Origin of the sequence: Gimesia algae (assembly GCF_007746795.1) — a bacterium.
GTDB classification, from domain to species: Bacteria; Planctomycetota; Planctomycetia; order Planctomycetales; family Planctomycetaceae; genus Gimesia; species Gimesia algae.
This window is the reverse complement of the sequence record NZ_CP036343.1, coordinates 4609282-4626268: the sequence shown is the minus strand read 5'-3', so window position 1 is coordinate 4626268 and position 16987 is coordinate 4609282. Positions and strand designations below refer to the sequence as shown.

The following is a 16987-nucleotide window of genomic DNA, read 5'->3' as shown; positions in this document are numbered from 1 at the left end:
GCCAGCTATTTTTGATGATCCGGATTAGGGGATTCTGGTTCAGCCGAATCCAGATTCGGTGGCGGCAGCAGACTCGACTGGTTTTCGTAGTATAAGTGAATGTCCCGTTGAGGAAAGGCAATTTCGATTCCTGCTTTGGCGTATTGTTCATGGATGGATGTATGGATTTGATGAATCACAACCAGACGTTTTTCCAGATCCGGCAGATAGGCCCGCAGTATCAGGTTTAAGGTACTGTCCCCGAAGGATTCAAACGTAATACTTGGTGGCGGGTCTTCCAGGATCAGCGGATGATCCATGAGAATTTTTAAAGCGATTTCAGAGGCATGATTTGTGTCTGAACCATACGCCACACCCACGGTGATGGTGATACGGTTTACAGAATCGGTTAAAGTCCAGTTGAGGAGTTTACCGGTAATGAAATCACGGTTCGGGACAATATATTCCTTGCGGTCCCAGTTGGTGATTGTGGTGGCACGCATGCGAATTCTGGAAACGATCCCGGTGATCTCGTCGACGGTGATGATATCACCAACACGGATCGGACGTTCAATCAGCAGAATCAGGCCAGAAACAAAATTCGCAAAGATTTCCTGAAGCCCGAAACCGAGGCCGAAGGTTAATGCGGTCGCCAGCCATTGCAGTTTTGTCCAGCCAATCCCCATCGTCGAGAAGACCACGAAGATTCCTATTAACGAGACGAAGTAGCGGGCGAGTGTGGTGATCGCGTATTTAACCGAAGCGTCGAGTGGTAATCGCTGCAGGACCAGAAATTCCAGCAGACCGGGTGCATTGTTCGTCGCCACTATGGCAAACACAGCAAGGATGATTGCGATTCCAAAGTCGAGGTAAGTGACCGGTTCCAATCGTTCTATAATTTTGCCATCATCGCCGACAACCTCTACTGTGGTGGTCCAGACTTTGTAGTCACCACTATCCAGCCGATTGAAGGCGGGCAGGGTATCCCCCCAGATCCAGAATGCTCCCACCAGCAGAATAACCACCATACTGGCATTAACCAGTTTTTTGATTTGCGCGGAGATCTTGGTGAGGTCTGCGGGGTTCTCTTCTTCAGTCGTGATACCAGCTATATTCGTTTCTGAACTGGACTCGAGCGATTCCTTGCGGATCGCATCCATTCGTTCCTGATTTTGCTGATAACTGAGTTTGCGGTGGTGAATCAGGATCCAGCGTAATAAAATTGCCCGGAACAGAACGACAACCAGAAACAGCCAGAGCGTCAGAAAGATCAGGTGAAACAGGCTCATGGCGGTGAAGTAGAAACCAATCAGAGCCAGGAAGATCAGTAAGCAGGGGACAAATAAGGTAAGAAAATAAACTACATACTTCAGTCGGTCGTACCAGACTTCATGGTTGTAATTCATGATGGACTGAAACAGCCCGGAACGCGGGTGGAAAACACGTCTGGCAAAAATTGTATAGACAACCAGCAGCGCGGTAAAAAATAAACGTTCCAGCAGGTCCTGTGTACGGTCTACTTCTTTTCCATGCAGCAGTAGCGTAATGAACAACAGGGGAATGGAAAAAGGGATGACCCAGCGGATGTTTTTACGAACATAGAGTACCGTCTGTTTATACCAGCCAAAATGGGATTCACCCAGACCGAGGGGACGACAGATCTGTCTGATGAGTTCCCAGAAGAAAAGCAGCCAGCCTACCTGGCGCAGGCTGTTATCCACGGCTTTGACAAAAGGAGGAACATCAGGATGGCTGCCCACGCGCCAGGCGATGAACCAGATAAAGCCAGGCCAGACAATAGCAATGAACAGGGTAAGAAATGCTACGCGCGCGGTAATACCAAATTTACGAAAACTGCTGCGGATGATTTCTTTGTTAATAATCCGTAGCTGCTGACGCACATTGTAGGAAAGGTACAGCAGGCTCAGAAAACAGAAAACTGCTGTGAAGTAAATGACAGGATTGCTGACGACATCCTGTTGGACAGCGATGAAGAGCTGTTTCCAGTGCGTCGGGGAGAAAAGCCACCTGAGTGTGCTGGAGGTCTGTTTGATTTCAGAAAATGAGATCGGAGGCGAGCTTTTGATCCAGAAAATTCGTTCCTGGATGTAATCTGAATATTTTTCCGTCTCTTTAACCAGTTGTTGTTCGGTCGTATAGATGTCGAGCAGTTTGGTGAAGTAGCTTTTATTGCTGCGAATGAGTGTGTCTAAGTATTCTTTTTGCGTGCTGAGCGTTTCCTCAATAACATTTTTGAGATTCAGTTCCTCTTCTTCTGTCAGTTCATGCTGACTGTTATCACGGATTTCATCAAATACCTCATCGACGGAAGGGAAATCATCCCAGGCCTCGTCGAGCTCAAACTGTTTCAAATTGACTTGATCTATCGTTTTGCTGTATTTTTCGATGTCCTGTATTCGGTTTTCAATATCGGGCAGATTCGCCTGCTGATTGCGGAGCATTAAGCCAATCGGTCCGGTGAGACCAATCAATTCTTCTTTTGCCTTGGTCTGGTCAAACTGCTTTTTAAGATCTTCGAGAATCTTTGTCGTTTGCGAGTATTTTTTATCGGTTGACTCGATTTTTTTATTGAGGGCAACGATTTCTTCGGCGTAGTTCTGATTTTTCTCTGCGAGTGGCTGCAGCAGAGGATTTGTTTTGAAAACCTGTCGTTTTGCTTCTTTCACTCGCATGGCTGCTTCACGATTACGCAGCTTCTTGATCTGAGCTTTTAACGCGTCAACTAACTCAGTCTGTTTTTTGACTTCGAGTTTTAAGAAGTCCTGATTGGTGCGTGGGAATCCGATATTTTCTTCTGCCTCATAGGCAGTCAGTTCGTTTCTTAACGCGGGTTTTTCCGCTTTTCGCATATTTAAACGGGTGAAGAGTTCCATCCTTCTGGCATCAGTGACAGCGGCAGGTTCGTCTGCGGGAACAGGCAGCTTCAGCTGTTTTTCCAGTTCACTGATTCTGTCATCCAGTTCGGTAACCCGGGTTAACACTTCTTTCTGGCGATTGGACCGGCGTGCAATTTCTTCATCCCAACTGGAAGCAGCGGTTTTGTCCTGTTCCAACTCTGCTTCTTCCTGAACCAGTAACTGCTCCAACTGGGGGAGAGTCTGGTTCTCAGTGAATGTGGGAGCCGGTTTTTTATTCAGGTTCTCAATTTCAGCCTTTTTTTCTTCCAGACGCTGCATCGCATTCTGGGCAAGCGTTGAATACTTGGTGGCGTCAGCCTGAAAGTCGGCTGTTTTTTTGAGGTTGCTCAAAGACTGATTATAAAAATCGAGCGATTTCTTCTGGTTTTCTTCAGAAAGGTCTTTGACCTCTTTGAGTTGTTCTATCCGTTTTTGAACGGTATCGCTGGTGACAGTCGGTGTTTGCGCTGTCGTGGCAGGCGTTGTTAGAGGGGGACTTAATGTAGGTGAATTGGTCTGTGTCTGTCCTTCAGCCTGCATGGTTAAAAACAGAACCAGAAACAGACAGATGACAGGTAATGAAAGTGATTTCAGAGAATCAGAACGAGCAGACATACGATATTAAGTTTCTCGAATGGATTAAGCTGGTTTGGAAGTTTAGGAGTCTTTATCAGAATGAAGCGTAGCCCAGTTTAGTAGTTTCCAGTGGAATAGGGCAAGGTGGGATCAGAAGTCCAGGCTGATTAGCTTGTTCTAGAGAGTATCACATTTAACCATAGCGTCTCACAATCTATGATACTCGGTCCAAATGGCCCTGGAGACGCTACAGTAAAACGGGACACAGTCTAGCAGGCGAAATTCTCTCTCATTAATTCCGAGGGGAGATTTTCCAGACTGCTCAACAGCAGCAGCTGACAGAACGGGAGAGGTAGCATCTGATAATCTGTTCCGTGCAGCAGAGATTCTGTCTCGACAGGCTAGTGAGACAGAATCTCTTGTCGAGGAAGTTTCGGTAGACCGAATAGAAATTACTTGACATATTTCTTCTCTTGTACGAATAATATAGTAACTATGACTGCGATGCAGATCTCCTGCCTGGATTCTTCCTGTAGATCTTCCTTTATTGGCTCTATTCCCGTGCAAATCAATTCCATTTTAGATTATGAAATGCAGTTACATTGGACGACGCGATGTCTGATTCGCGCCTGCGTTCTGCTTTCGCTATGGAATCTGCCGTTCCCATGGGTCCATAACCATGATCTGGCTCTGGAGTCAGAACAGGGGGTCTGGCTGCCTTCTCATCTGGAAGAGTATCACGGAATTCCCGAATCAGACGAGCATGGCTGGCATCTGCATTTTGTCTACCTTGGGATGGATAATTGTAACAATCCTCTGGAAAAGAAGTTCCCGGCACAGCACCATTTTATTACAGGGGAATCTGCCAATTCGCTGCCTGCCTGTGGATACTTTTCTGCAGACCAGTTGCAGTCAGCGAGATTTGTGACTGTAATGACTGAACACGTCGTTCAGAGAAATCAGCAGGCTCACCCGGTCCACGGTGATAGAGCGGCCGGACTCCATTTCATGCAGGCTTTCCAACAGCGATCCCTTCGCGATCTGATCAGTATCTCTCTTTGCTGATTCTGTTTCTTTCTGAGTAATTGACGTCTCGTTTTACTAGCGGGATTATGCGCAGAATTATTTTCCTGACATTCTAAGCTCAGCATAATTCCTCTCTCATTTCCGTCGATTCGGGAGAAGAAACTTGAAAATTCAGAATCAAATTATCCTGGCGATCATCATTCTTGCCGCCGGAACTGGCATTATATGGAAAGTATGGCCGCAGCCAGCCAGTGAGTCACAATCAATCACAGCGGATCCATCAGAAAATAATGCCGACCAGGAATTACAGCCTGCAGAGGTTTCTCTTTCCGATGAGAAAATGAAAGCGATTCGGTTCACCGTATCCGAGGTAAAACGGCAGAAACTGAATCAGACCCGGGTGGTGCCCGGACGACTGCAGTACGATGACCGTAAGCATGTAGCAATCAAAGCACCGACCGAGGGGGTACTGGTAGAAGTCCGCGTGAAACCGGGGGACATCGTTGAAGCAGGTGAGATTCTGGCAGTTCTGAACAGCCGGGAAATTGGAACCGCACGAGCTGATCTGTTACAGAGGACCACGGATTATCAACTGGTTCGTAAGCAGTATGACTGGAAATTATCAATCCAGAATAATGTACAGAAACTGGTCGACGCGCTGCTAAGCCATCTGACTATGGATGCTGTCGAGACTCAATTCGCTGAGACCAAACTGGGGAGTTATCGTTCGCAGTTATTGCCGGCCTATACCCGTTATTTACTGGCTGTGATGATCAGTAAAAAATCGGCTCCCCTGGCAAAGTCGGGAGCAATTTCACAGCAGACGATCCAGATGCGTGAAGCTGATGTCCAGGAGACCAGAGCTGCTTTAAAAGCGTTATGTGAGCAATCAATCTATGATGTCAAACTGGAACGGGATCAGGCGTTAGCCGACCTGAATGACGCGGAAAATCGTATGACGATCAGTCGTCAGCATCTGGAATCACTTGTGGGGTGTGGGGTTGATCTTAACAGTGCCGACTTAAAAGCTGCAGAAAAATTATCGCGTCTGGAAATTATCGCTCCCTTTACCGGAACGATCGAGGAGAGAACTTTCAGTCAGTCAGAACGGGTTAATCGTGCCGATTCCCTGTTTACCCTGGCACAGACTGATACCCTCTGGGTGGCTGCGGATATCAGAGAATCAGACTGGAACTCGATAGAGTTAAACAAAGGACAAAATTTGAGCGTGACCGTGAACGCGGTTCCCGGTCAGACCTTTCCCGCACGATTGCACTATCTGGGACGACAAGTGTCAACAGCCACAAATTCAGTCCCTTTAATTGCAGAAATCAAAAATCCAGACGGAATTCTCAGACCGGGCATGTATGCTCAGGTGCGAATTCCTGGGAAGCAGCATGCAGAAGTAATTGCAGTACCTGCGCGAGCGGTACTTGATGATGCTGCTCAGGAATTTGTATTTGTCAAAAATTCAGACAGGACATTCCGACGCGTTGATATTCAGTCAGGTCTCAAAACAGAGGATTGGGTTGAGGTTCAAATGGGGCTCAAGGGGGGAGAGCAGGTCGTAGAAGACGGTGCTTTTACCTTGAAGTCCGAACTGCTGCTGGAAAGAGAAGAGTAGTTTTCCAGAGGTCCATTTCTTTCTGTTTTTCCGTATTCTGATGGAGTGAAGCTGATGCTCTCGCGTTTGATTGAATTTTCTCTGGCTAACCGGTTTATTGTCCTGGTACTGACATTTCTAATGGCAGCAGGTGGGGTATATTCTGCCATCCATCTGCCGATTGATGCAGTGCCTGATATGACCAACGTCCAGGTACAGGTTGTAACCGATGCCGGTTTTCTGTCGCCGGTTGAGGTGGAACGCTACGTGACCTACCCTGTGGAAACGATCATGGGGGGGCTGCCTGCTGTGGAAGAGGTTCGCAGTGTGTCCAAATTTGGTATCTCAGTAGTGACGATTGTCTTCGAAGAAGGAACCGACATTTACTGGGCACGCCAATTGGTGACTGAGCGCATCACCATGGTTGCTGCTGACATCCCTCCCGGATACGGGACTCCTCAACTGGGACCGCTGGCGACTGCCCTGGGAGAGATTCTGCAGTTCGAAGTCCGTGGCAAAGATTACAGTCCGATGCAGTTACGTACGCTGCTCGAATGGGAAATTGCACCCAGGTTGCGTGAGGTGCAGGGGGTCACCGAGATCAACACGCATGGCGGTTTTTACAAAACTTTTGAAGTTCAGCCAAATCCAGATCGTCTTAACAGTTATGGAATCTCACTGGGAGATCTGTTTCAGCGGATTCAGGAGAACAACTCAATCGCCGGGGGAGGCTATGTTGTCCATAATCAAGAGCAGCGCTTTATTCGCGGTCAGGCATTATTGAAAGATCAACATGACATTGAAAACATATTTGTGCGCAACGATAAAAACAGTACGCCCATCCTGGTACGCGATGTCGCCGAAGTCAAAATAGCGCCGATGACCAGACAAGGAGCTGTGACCCGCGATGGACGGGGTGAAGCCGTAACAGGCCTGGTGATGATGTTAATTGGAGAGAATTCGCGTGAGGTGGTGGCCGCATCCAAGACGCGACTGGAAGAAATAGAGAAATCACTTCCCCAGGGAGTGACGTTGGAAATTACCTACGATCGGTCTTCGCTTATCAGTCGTACTTTACGAACCGTACTGACCAATCTGGTCGAAGGGGGGATCTTGGTCATAGTCATTCTGTTGGTGATGCTGGGCAGTGTTCGTGCTGGGCTGATCGTGGCGTTAGCCATTCCGCTTTCGATGCTGTTTGCCACAAACCTGATGGCGGCGACAGGAATCACGGCCAGTTTGATGAGCCTGGGAGCGATCGACTTTGGACTCATTGTAGACAGTTCGGTGATCATGGTGGAAAACTGCATTCGTCGACTTTCCATGAATCAGTCCGGAAAATCGTATCTGGCTGTGATTCGTGATGCAGCCATTGAAGTTCGAAAACCAACTATGTTTGGCGAATTGATTATTTCCGTTGTCTATTTACCCATCCTGGCGTTACAGGGAACGGAAGGAAAACTGTTTCGCCCTATGGCATTGACTGTCCTGTTCGCTCTGGCCGGATCACTGGTACTGTCATTAACGTTGATGCCGGCACTCGCTTCTCTGGCACTCCCCAAAAAAATGTCTGAGGAAGAAATCTTTCTGATCCGTTGGGTGAAGTGGGTCTACCGGCCCCTGGTGAGCTGGACCATTCGTCGACCCTGGCTGACAGTCGGTATCGCTGTGCTGGTCTTTCTGATCAGTCTGCCAGTCGGCTGGAACCTGGGGGCAGAATTCATGCCTCGTCTGGAAGAGGGAGATTTACTGGTAGAAGCGGTCCGGTTACCCAGTGCGACCATTGAAGATTCGGTAGAAATGTCGACTCAGATTGAAAAAGTACTGATCAGGTACCCCGAGGTCAAAACTGTTTTCTCAAAGACAGGCCGTCCTGAAATCGCGAATGACGTGATGGGAGTGCATCAAACAGATGTCTGGGTGATTCTGAAGCCACAACTGGAATGGCCTCAACCTAAGACACGCGATGAACTCATCGAGGAAATGTCAGCAGAATTGAATCAGAGTGTACCGGGCGTCGCTTTTGGATTTACACAGCCGATTGAAATGCGGGTGGATGAACTGGTCGCAGGTGTGAAAGCCGACGTCGCCGTCTTACTGTATGGTGACGACCTGGAAGTATTGAGTTCCAAAGGAAAGGAGATCGAACGTGTATTGAAAAAAGTTCCCGGCGCTGTTGATGTCAAAGCAGATATTCAGGCCAGTCTGCCGACGATTCGCATCGAACCGAAATGGGATGTGCTCGCGCGGAATGGAATGGATGCCAAAAATGTGATGGACGTCGTGTCTTCTCTAGGGGGGCATCAGGTGGGGCTGATTTTTGAAGGGCGTGCAAGGTTTCCAATTATTGTCAGGATTCCACAAACCTGGCGTGAAAAAATCAGCCTGCTTGAGCAATTGCCGGTTTCCAATGCCAAAGGTACTCCGGTCCCTTTAAAAGAACTGGCTGATATTACGTTTGAGGAGACTCCTCCCGCAGTACAGCATGAGTCGAATCGTAGACGGACGTTTATTCAGGCCAATGTCAGAGGGCGTGACGTCGCCAGTTTTGTGGCCGATGCCAAGCAGGCGGTACAGGACCACATACAGTTACCCAATGGATATGAAATTCGCTGGGGCGGAGATTTTGAGAACCTGCAGTCTGCCAGTAAGCGACTCGTGATCATTACCCCGATTGTGCTGTTATTAATCTTTCTATTGTTACATACCACTTTTCGATCGGTGCGTCTGGCGCTTCTGATATTTCTGGCCGTTCCCATGGCAGCCTCCGGAGGTGTGTTTGCACTGGCGTTGCGCGACATGCCTTTCAGTATCTCCGCCGGTGTGGGGTTCATTGCCTTATTTGGAGTCGCAGTTCTGAATGGCCTGGTCTGGGTCAGTGCGGCGGAGAACCTGCGCACGAAAGAACGGGTCCCCGTGTCGGATGCAACGTTTCAGGCAGCCATGGCGCGGTTACGGCCTGTTCTGATGACAGCGATGGTGGCCAGCCTGGGATTCCTGCCGATGGCTCTCTCACACAGTGATGGTGCAGAAATGCAGCGACCGTTGGCCAGTGTCGTGATCGGAGGGTTAATTACGTCCACTCTGCTGACATCACTGGTGGTGCCGGCGATTTATCCCTGGTTTGCCCCCAGGCTGACAGAGAAAGAACTGAAGAATCTCGACACGCAGCCAAAAGATGAGTTCTAGATCGTATCACATTTAACCGTAGCATTTCTCTATCTATTAGACTCAGTTCAAATAGCCCTGGAGACGCTGCAATAAATCTGGACACCGTCTAGTGCAAGTGGGCTGGCAATGCGAAAATCAGGAGTCCTGTTGGAAAGAATCTGTATCAACCATACTTGACCAGGGGGGGAATTGCTTTTGGATGATCTGTGCTTTTGTAATCAGTTTTGTCAGGTCAATCAGATTTTCAACTTCGAATTTCTGTAATATTGATTTGCGTCTCATGACAATAGTTCTCTGTGACAGTTCCAGTAAATGGCTGATACTTTTATTGGAGCATCCTTTTAAAAGAAGTTTCATGACTTCTGACTCAGCAGGAGTTAAACGTTTTTCTTTATTTTGAAACTCCCAAAGCCAGCTGCGTCCCTGCCGTTGTTCTGAATTCAGTAAAATCGCAGTAATGATGCAGTCCCATAATTCCTGTTCCGGATATGGTTTCTCCAGTACAGTTAAAGCGCCCTCTGACATTGCAGCGACAGTGTTAGTAACATCAACATAAGCAGAGAGGATGATGAATGGTATCTCGTATCCCGTTGAATTCATCAGTTTCAACAGTTCGATGCCATTACAGCCCAACATGCGTAAGTCGGACAGGACACAACCACAAATCTGGTTATCTGTCTTTGAGATAAAATCCTCGGCGGAAGGGTATCCCATGGCTTGAAAACCCATGGAACCGATCAATTCGATGATTGAAGAACGCACCGCTTCGTCGTCATCAACAATATAGACCCGAGGGAAGTAATCGGGGGGGAGCCTAAGTTGATTAATCATAAGATTAGTCGCCATCTTAAGTCCAGAAACAAAATGGGTAATCCTGTTTCAGTCTCGTGAATGATTTTCTTAACGTATCTGTTGTTCGTTTCTCAGGTAGAAATAAATAACAGCTGACAGCTCGAAAATAACATGTCACTGAACTTGAGATAGATATATTTCTGGTGACTGAAATGTGTTGCATTCTGTTGCCGAGAATTCAACACAGCACCCGGGACGGTTAGCTCAGTTTTGAAAGGAACTCAATGAGACAAGTCTGTTCGGAAAGCCCATTCAAGTTCATATACTGTGATTTTGAATGAGCGATGATCCTGCAGGACAGTTTCAAAGCTTTCTGTAAATATGACATAACCAAATTTTATCACATAACATCAAAGAGTCTGTCCAATCCTGTATCGGATCGTATGTGAACTTAGTATTCAGAAGGACCCAGTTCGTCTTCTAACGAATATAGCATTTTTAAATTCTAAAACATGTTAATGGTTTGATGTGTTCGGGAGGTGTTTCCTGCAGCTAAACGAGTTTTTTAGGTAAAACTGACTATAAAACAGTTTAATTGACCTGCGATATCATGAGGTCTTTCAATCTGTTTAGTAGAGGGTCAGAAGAACCAGATTCCAGGCAGATTATTTGATGGTAGAAATATTCATTCTGCGAAACAGCAGACATGTCAATTACCATTCACGTTCTTCCAGTTGTGCAATCGCCCGGTCACGTTCTTCCCGAGTAATATCCAGGTCAAACAGCAGTAATTTCGAATCGAGGCGCATCTGGGAAAGGGAATCAGTCAACATGTTTAGAATTTCGATTCTCCGCTGGGAGAATTTCACAATTTTCTGATAACAGGCAGACAGTTGTTTCTGTTCGGGATAAGCGAAGGTAGAAATGATATCACCAAGTGCAGCTATTTCCGCTGGTATGATATCAGGATCAGGTTGATTAAAACGAATCGCTTTTTGATTCATAATGGCTCTTCCTTACTCAGGTAATTCTAGAGCAGAGAAAATCATTCTGCTGAGTTGCAGATTGATATCAATTAATGCTTCGTGGTGATTACCACATTCCAAAGAGCGAAGCAGAGCGGGATGGATGCTCTTTTTCAGGATTCTGAACCCAGTCACAGCATTGTTTGAGGGTGCCGGTGAATTTTGGTTTGTCTTCAATGTAAACACTCCAGATTTCATCTCGGACAATCGGGATTCTTTCGGATAGTTTTTCAATGACAAATTTCTGCATGACAAACTTCTTGAAATAATTGAAGGTAGTTAATCTCTGAAGTCAATGTTTCTGATCAACAGGTCCATTGCAAAAAAAGTCTAGGTTTTGATTACAGCCTACGGGCAGTAATGAAGCGCAAAGTGTTCTGTCTGAGTTGTATGAGCGCATCTGCAAAAATTGATAGCTGGAAAAATATCTGCTCTATTTTGCACCGGTGCGCAAAACAGGTGATGCAGTGCGAAACAGCTGCTTTCGCTAGTGCAGTACGTATCCCTGGGGAGGACGAATCCTCAGAGCGGAAACTGTTTTGGTAGGATTTAGTTTGACTGAGAACTGTGCTGTTGTTATTCTGGTGTGACGCGTCACGTATATGGGACGTGTTCCTGTGGTCGGAGGAATAATGAAAACAGCGACAACAAGTGTGCCTGCGCTGGAGCGTGGCCTGGATGTATTGGAAGTCCTGAATCAGGTACCCGATGGTCTGGGAATCAGCGAACTGGCTACTCGGCTCTCACTCAATAAGAATGCCGTCTTTCGTATTACTCATACGCTGATGGATCGCCAGTATCTCGAACGCGATCCGCTAAGTAAACGCTTTCGATTGTCGACAAAGTTCCTGACCCTTGGTTTGCCACAGGTCGGGGATGTCAGTCTGGTAGAAGAAGCCTTACCCATCATGCGGGTTTTGCGCGACGAGACCCGCGAAACAGTTCAGCTCGGACTCCGCGTCGGCGATGAAGGCGTTATCATCGAGCAGGTGAGCGGACTGCATCCATTACGGATTGCCGTCGATATCGGGTTACGCTTTCCTCTCCATAATAATGCTCCTGGTAAAATTCTGTTGGCCTGGCAGAGTGTATCTGACCTGGAAGAGACACTGAAACGAATTCCCTTAACACAAGATACTCCGCGAACTCTCACAGATCCAAAATCGTTACAGCAGGAATGTGAACAGGTTCGCCAGCGAGGTTATGCGACTGATTATGCAGAAGCGGACGAAGGAATCCACTGCATTTCTGCACCTGTCATCGGGCAAGATGAACAACTGATTGCCGTCCTCTGGGTATCGGCTCCTTCGAAACGGCTGCCTAAAGCAATGTTCGCGAGTGTCGGAAAGCACATCTTGCAGAGCGCCAATGAAATATCCAGGAGGCTCATCCAATGAAAGACCTCTTCGTCTCATGCTTGTTTCTGAATCTGCTGATGCCGGTTTCCGGAAGCTTCGCTGACGAGAACAAATTCTTTCGTGATTCGGTTGAACCCATTCTGAATAAGCACTGTTATGATTGTCACTCTCATACTGCCGGACTTATGGAAGGAGGACTCACTCTGGACTGGCAGAGTGGCTGGAAAACAGGGGGGACGCGAGGTCCTGCAATCATTCCGGGCCAACCGGATCTAAGCCTCTTGATTAAAGCGGTTCAGCACACGGATCCCGAATTACAGATGCCTGAAACAAAAATGTCTCAAGAGGAGATTGCGATACTGGTACGCTGGGTGGAGCAGGGGGCCGTTGATCCCCGGAATACAAAGCCAGTCAGCGAAACTGCAAACGCAACCGACTGGTGGTCTTTGAAACCACTTGAGCGTCCAGATGTACCTGCCTTTTCAGTCGGAAATCCGATCGATGCGTTTATCCAGGCACGCCTGAAAGAAGAAGGTATATCCGCCTCCCAGCCTGCAGATCGTCGTACCTTGATTCGGCGATTAACTTATGATTTACATGGTTTACCACCCACCCTTGCTGATGTGGAAGCTTTTGAAAATGACACGGCCCCTGATGCATACGATCAACTGGTAAATTGTTTGCTGGAATCTTCACACTACGGTGAACGCTGGGCGCGCCATTGGCTTGATACGGTCCACTTTGCTGACTCGCATGGGTTCGAACACGATGTCTTTCGCCCGCATGCCTGGAGGTATCGTGATTATGTCATTCAGCAATTGAATGTAGATGTTCCCTGGTCACAATTTATTCGCGAGCAACTCGCCGTCGATTATTTCTTTCCTGAGAAAACCGATCTGATGCCGGCTCTCGGATTCCTGGGGGCAGGACCTTACGACCAGAGCGCTGCTGCGACCGCTCCGAAATCATTTGAGTATCTGGATCGGGATGACCTGGTGACGCAGACCATGGGGGCTTTTGTCAGTACTACTGCCAATTGCGCGCGATGCCATACCCATAAATTCGATCCCATCACTCAGTCAGATTACTTTGCTCTCCAGGCTGTGTTTGCCGGTGTCGGAAAAGGAGATATTTCATTCGACGTTGAGCGAGATATCGCAGTGCAGCGCACTCGCTGGCAAGCATTGAAAACTGCAGCAGTAAATCAGAAATCGGAAGAGTTGTTAAAACCGGAAAATCAAAAAATCGTTGCAGAGTGGGAGCGAGTGCGTCGTCCTCAACCGCAGTGGGAAACATTACAGCCAGATGTATTCGTTTCAACATATGGCGCAAATTTAAAACGTTTACCTGATGGTTCTATTCTGTCAGAAGCGGAACCGACCGATCAGGAAACGGTTGTCGTGACGGGGAGTACTGAAAAGCTTTCCATCGTCTCCGCGGTCCGACTGGATCTATTGACCGATGATTCGCTTCCACACAATGGGCCCGGCAGAGCTCATAATGGTAATCTGCATTTGAGTGAATTCGAACTACAGATATTTCCGGCAAATGCGTCGTCCGGTACTGCTATTCCCATCAAGCGGGCAACAGCTGATTTCAATCAGGCTGGCTGGACGATTCAGCATGCCCTCGATGGGAATCCGAAAACCGCCTGGGGCATTTATCCCCAGGTCAGCGTTGGTCATTTTGCCATTTTCGAACCGCAAATGCCATTAAAGGTAGACCCCGATACCAGGCTGGTTGTCACATTGAAACAGTTGCACGGCGGAGCTCATACGATCGGGCGATTTAAACTCTCTGTGACCAACTCACCAAATCTGGATGTGATTGCACTCACTGCTGAAGCAGAAACGGCGCTCACTATTCCTCAGCACCAGAGAACACCGGAACAACATTTGACGCTGGCGTCCGTGGTTTTGAAACATCGTGCAGAACAGGAATTAAAGCAGCTCCCGCCTCAGGAGAAGGTCTATGCGGCTGCAGCGGAGGCTGTGAATGAACGTGGAATGGTGAAGTTTTCACAGCCTCGCGAAATCCATCTGCTCGCGCGAGGCGATCTCGGAAAACCACGCGAAGTCGTTCCTCCGGGAGCTTTGACTGCATTGTCGCCATTACCAGGTCGGTTTGATTTACCCGCTTCGCATACTGAATCAGCGAGGCGGGCCGCTCTGGCAGACTGGCTGGCTGATTCAAGAAATCCTTTGACCTGGCGAAGCATTGCCAATCGAGTCTGGCATTATCATTTTGGAACAGGGCTTTGTGATACACCCAACGATTTTGGACGCATGGGAGGCAAGCCTTCACATCCGGAACTGCTGGACTGGCTGGCCTGTGAATTACGTGATAACAATGGGTCGCTAAAACACCTGCATCGTCTGATTTGTAACAGCAATACGTACCGCCAGTCATCAGCTTCCCGTTCCGAACTGGTGAAACTCGATCCGGAAAATCGACTGTTAGCCCGCAGGTCACGACGACGCCTTGATGCGGACAGCTATCGAGATTCCGTACTGCTCGTCAGCGGAGAACTTGATCTGAAGCGGGGCGGGCCTGGAGATGCACATTTCACAACGACTCCCGGCCCTCAGGTCACTCCCGTTCTGCATTATGATCAGTTCGATTTAAATCGACCGGACGCACACAGGCGAAGTATCTACCGTGTCGTCTGGCGGGGAATTCCCGATCCTCTGATGGATGCGCTGGATTTCCCGGATCTGGGGCTGCTGGCTCCGACACGCGGTTTTTCTGCTTCGCCTCTGCAGTCGCTGGTATTGTTAAACAATCGATTTGTTTTACATTTCGCTCAGAAGATGGCCGAACGAGCAGCTAAGTCGGAATCAAAATTATCGGACCAAATCAGACAAGTGATCCGCTGGACCTGGCTGCGTGAGCCAACAACTGAAGAGTTGAACCAAATGTCAGCACTGGCACGGCAGCATGGTCTGGAATCGGTCTGTCGTCTGGTTCTCAACAGTAATGAATTTCTGTTTGTCGAGTAAGAAAAGGCTTCCGCTGATGCATAATGCTCTCACAAGACGAGAAATGCTCTCCTGTTCGGGAAACAGTTTTGGTGCAGCCGCGCTGGCCTGCTGGCTGGGAAGTGAATCATCAGAAGCTGCTGAACCTGATTTGAACGGTGGGCTGCATCATCGGGCGAAAGTGAAACGAGTCATTCAACTGTTCATGAATGGTGGTGCCAGCCCGATGGATACTTTCGACTATAAGCCTGAGTTGAAGCGGCTGCATGGACAAAATCTGGGACCGAAGGAAAAACCGGAAGGCTTTACCGGAGCCGTTGGTTCGGTGATGAAAAGTCCGTTTGAATTCAAACAGCAGGGAGAAACGGGCCGCTGGGTCAGTTCCGTCTTTCCGCATCAGGCTCAGATTGTCGACGAGTTGGCTTTCTTGATGGCGATGACGACAAAAACAAACGTGCATGGACCAGCCAGTTACATGATGAATACCGGCTTCATGCTACCAGGCTTCCCCTGCCTGGGGGCCTGGGTCTCTTACGCTCTGGGAAATCTTGCTGATAATCTCCCGACGTTTGTAGTACTTCCCGACAGTCGTGGGCTCCCTTACAATCAGAAAGCCAATTTCAGTTGTGGATTCCTCCCCGCGAAGCATCAGGGAACCCTGGTCAATGCCGCCAGTCAGACTCCGATTCCAGATCTGTTTGCCGACGCACAATACAAATTCGCCCGCGGTTCAGCCGATCGAGATACTGTGACATTGTTACAGCAGTTGAATCGACAACATGCCGCCTCTCATCCGGAAGATAGCCGGCTGGAAGCCCGCATCGCAGCCGGGGAACTCGCGGCTAAAATGCAGTTGAGTGCCCCGGAAGCGTTTGATCTGACTCGCGAAACCAAAGAAACTCATTCCGCCTACGGACTCGATCAAAAAGAAACCGAAGACTTTGGCAGACGCTGTCTGTTGGGGAGACGCCTGCTCGAGCGGGGGACACGGTTTGTGCAGGTCTGGAGCGGCCCGCAAGGCGCGGTCAACAACTGGGACAACCACGGCAATATTCAAACGGAACTCCCCCCCATTGCCAAAAGTGTCGATCAACCAATTGTAGCCTTGTTTCGGGATCTGAAATCGCGGGGTATGCTGGATGATACGCTGGTCATCTGGACGACCGAATTTGGTCGCACTCCCTTTGCACAGGGAAGTCTGGGCCGCGATCATAATCGGGGAACATTCGTGACCTGGCTGGCGGGAGCAGGTGTGAAAGCGGGAGCCAGTCATGGAAAAAGTGATGATCTGGGATACCAGACTGCGGAAGGGAAAACGTACTGTTATGACCTGCATGCTACAATCCTGCATCTGTTGGGGATTGATCATAAACGGTTAACGGTCCGCACGGCTGGTATTGACCGTCGTCTGACGGATGTGCACGGCCACGTGGTGCAGGAGATCTTGAGTTAATCTCAGTCATTTCTTGATCTCCTGTTTTCCAACATGGTATCATAAACCTCTTCTGTCAGGGCACGCTATCCCTGGCGTTTGAGTCCCCGCTCACTTCGTTAAGGAAAT

At 48.5% G+C, this 16987-nt stretch carries 10 protein-coding genes; 6 read left to right on the top strand and 4 right to left on the bottom strand.

What is annotated here, in order from left to right:
* Window positions 1–5 precede the first annotated feature (5 nt).
* Entirely contained in the window at window positions 6–3512 is a 3507-nt protein-coding gene (locus tag Pan161_RS17115; RefSeq protein ID WP_145229095.1) for a mechanosensitive ion channel domain-containing protein, read from the bottom strand.
* Window positions 3513–3968: 456 nt separating this feature from the next.
* Here Pan161_RS17115 and Pan161_RS17110 point away from each other — a divergent pair, with 456 nt between their 5' ends.
* The 3 genes from Pan161_RS17110 (at window position 3969) to Pan161_RS17100 (ending at window position 9291) form a co-directional block, all read left to right on the top strand.
* Entirely contained in the window at window positions 3969–4538 is a 570-nt protein-coding gene (locus Pan161_RS17110; RefSeq protein ID WP_145229093.1) for a hypothetical protein, read from the top strand.
* Window positions 4539–4662: 124 nt separating this feature from the next.
* Window positions 4663–6123, top strand: coding sequence for an efflux RND transporter periplasmic adaptor subunit (locus tag Pan161_RS17105; RefSeq protein WP_145229091.1), 1461 nt, complete (start codon window positions 4663–4665; stop codon window positions 6121–6123).
* Between the two features lie 54 nt (window positions 6124–6177).
* The gene (locus Pan161_RS17100) at window positions 6178–9291 is read left to right on the top strand and encodes an efflux RND transporter permease subunit (RefSeq protein ID WP_145229089.1); all 3114 of its coding nucleotides are present in this window, start codon (window positions 6178–6180) and stop codon (window positions 9289–9291) included.
* Between the two features lie 117 nt (window positions 9292–9408).
* Here Pan161_RS17100 and Pan161_RS17095 read toward each other — a convergent pair whose 3' ends face one another.
* From Pan161_RS17095 to Pan161_RS17085, 3 genes are all read right to left on the bottom strand, one after another.
* Window positions 9409–10119 carry a response regulator transcription factor gene (locus Pan161_RS17095; protein ID WP_145229087.1) on the bottom strand — a complete coding sequence of 237 codons (711 nt, stop codon included), beginning with the start codon at window positions 10117–10119 and terminating at the stop codon, window positions 9409–9411.
* Between the two features lie 659 nt (window positions 10120–10778).
* A complete protein-coding gene (locus Pan161_RS17090; protein ID WP_145229085.1) occupies window positions 10779–11069 on the bottom strand; it encodes a transcriptional regulator in 291 nt (96 codons plus the stop codon).
* A gap of 88 nt (window positions 11070–11157) precedes the next feature.
* On the bottom strand, window positions 11158–11340 hold the full coding sequence (locus Pan161_RS17085; RefSeq protein WP_145229083.1) for a hypothetical protein: 183 nt from the start codon (window positions 11338–11340) through the stop codon (window positions 11158–11160).
* Between the two features lie 382 nt (window positions 11341–11722).
* Between Pan161_RS17085 and Pan161_RS17080 the strand changes: the two genes are divergently transcribed.
* Genes Pan161_RS17080 through Pan161_RS17070 form a run of 3 tightly spaced genes read left to right on the top strand, consistent with a single transcriptional unit; the run spans window position 11723 to window position 16879 of the window.
* Window positions 11723–12487: an IclR family transcriptional regulator gene (locus tag Pan161_RS17080; protein WP_197995370.1), complete on the top strand. Its 765-nt coding sequence runs from the start codon at window positions 11723–11725 to the stop codon at window positions 12485–12487.
* Window positions 12484–15447, top strand: coding sequence for a PSD1 and planctomycete cytochrome C domain-containing protein (locus Pan161_RS17075; protein ID WP_145229079.1), 2964 nt, complete (start codon window positions 12484–12486; stop codon window positions 15445–15447). The genes Pan161_RS17080 and Pan161_RS17075 overlap by 4 nt, the downstream gene beginning before the upstream one ends.
* 16 nt (window positions 15448–15463) lie before the next feature.
* Window positions 15464–16879, top strand: coding sequence for a DUF1501 domain-containing protein (locus Pan161_RS17070; RefSeq protein ID WP_145229078.1), 1416 nt, complete (start codon window positions 15464–15466; stop codon window positions 16877–16879).
* Window positions 16880–16987: the final 108 nt, after the last annotated feature.

Bases quoted from the DNA above. Each gene is read 5' to 3' on its own strand.
- Pan161_RS17115 (WP_145229095.1), bottom strand. From the start codon at position 3,512: ATGTCTGCTCGTTCTGATTCTCTGAAATCACTTTCATTACCTGTCATC.
- Pan161_RS17110 (WP_145229093.1), top strand. From the start codon at position 3,969: ATGACTGCGATGCAGATCTCCTGCCTGGATTCTTCCTGTAGATCTTCC.
- Pan161_RS17100 (WP_145229089.1), top strand. From the start codon at position 6,178: ATGCTCTCGCGTTTGATTGAATTTTCTCTGGCTAACCGGTTTATTGTC.
- Pan161_RS17095 (WP_145229087.1), bottom strand. From the start codon at position 10,119: ATGGCGACTAATCTTATGATTAATCAACTTAGGCTCCCCCCCGATTAC.
- Pan161_RS17090 (WP_145229085.1), bottom strand. From the start codon at position 11,069: ATGAATCAAAAAGCGATTCGTTTTAATCAACCTGATCCTGATATCATA.
- Pan161_RS17085 (WP_145229083.1), bottom strand. From the start codon at position 11,340: ATGCAGAAATTTGTCATTGAAAAACTATCCGAAAGAATCCCGATTGTC.
- Pan161_RS17080 (WP_197995370.1), top strand. From the start codon at position 11,723: ATGAAAACAGCGACAACAAGTGTGCCTGCGCTGGAGCGTGGCCTGGAT.
- Pan161_RS17075 (WP_145229079.1), top strand. From the start codon at position 12,484: ATGAAAGACCTCTTCGTCTCATGCTTGTTTCTGAATCTGCTGATGCCG.
- Pan161_RS17070 (WP_145229078.1), top strand. From the start codon at position 15,464: ATGCATAATGCTCTCACAAGACGAGAAATGCTCTCCTGTTCGGGAAAC.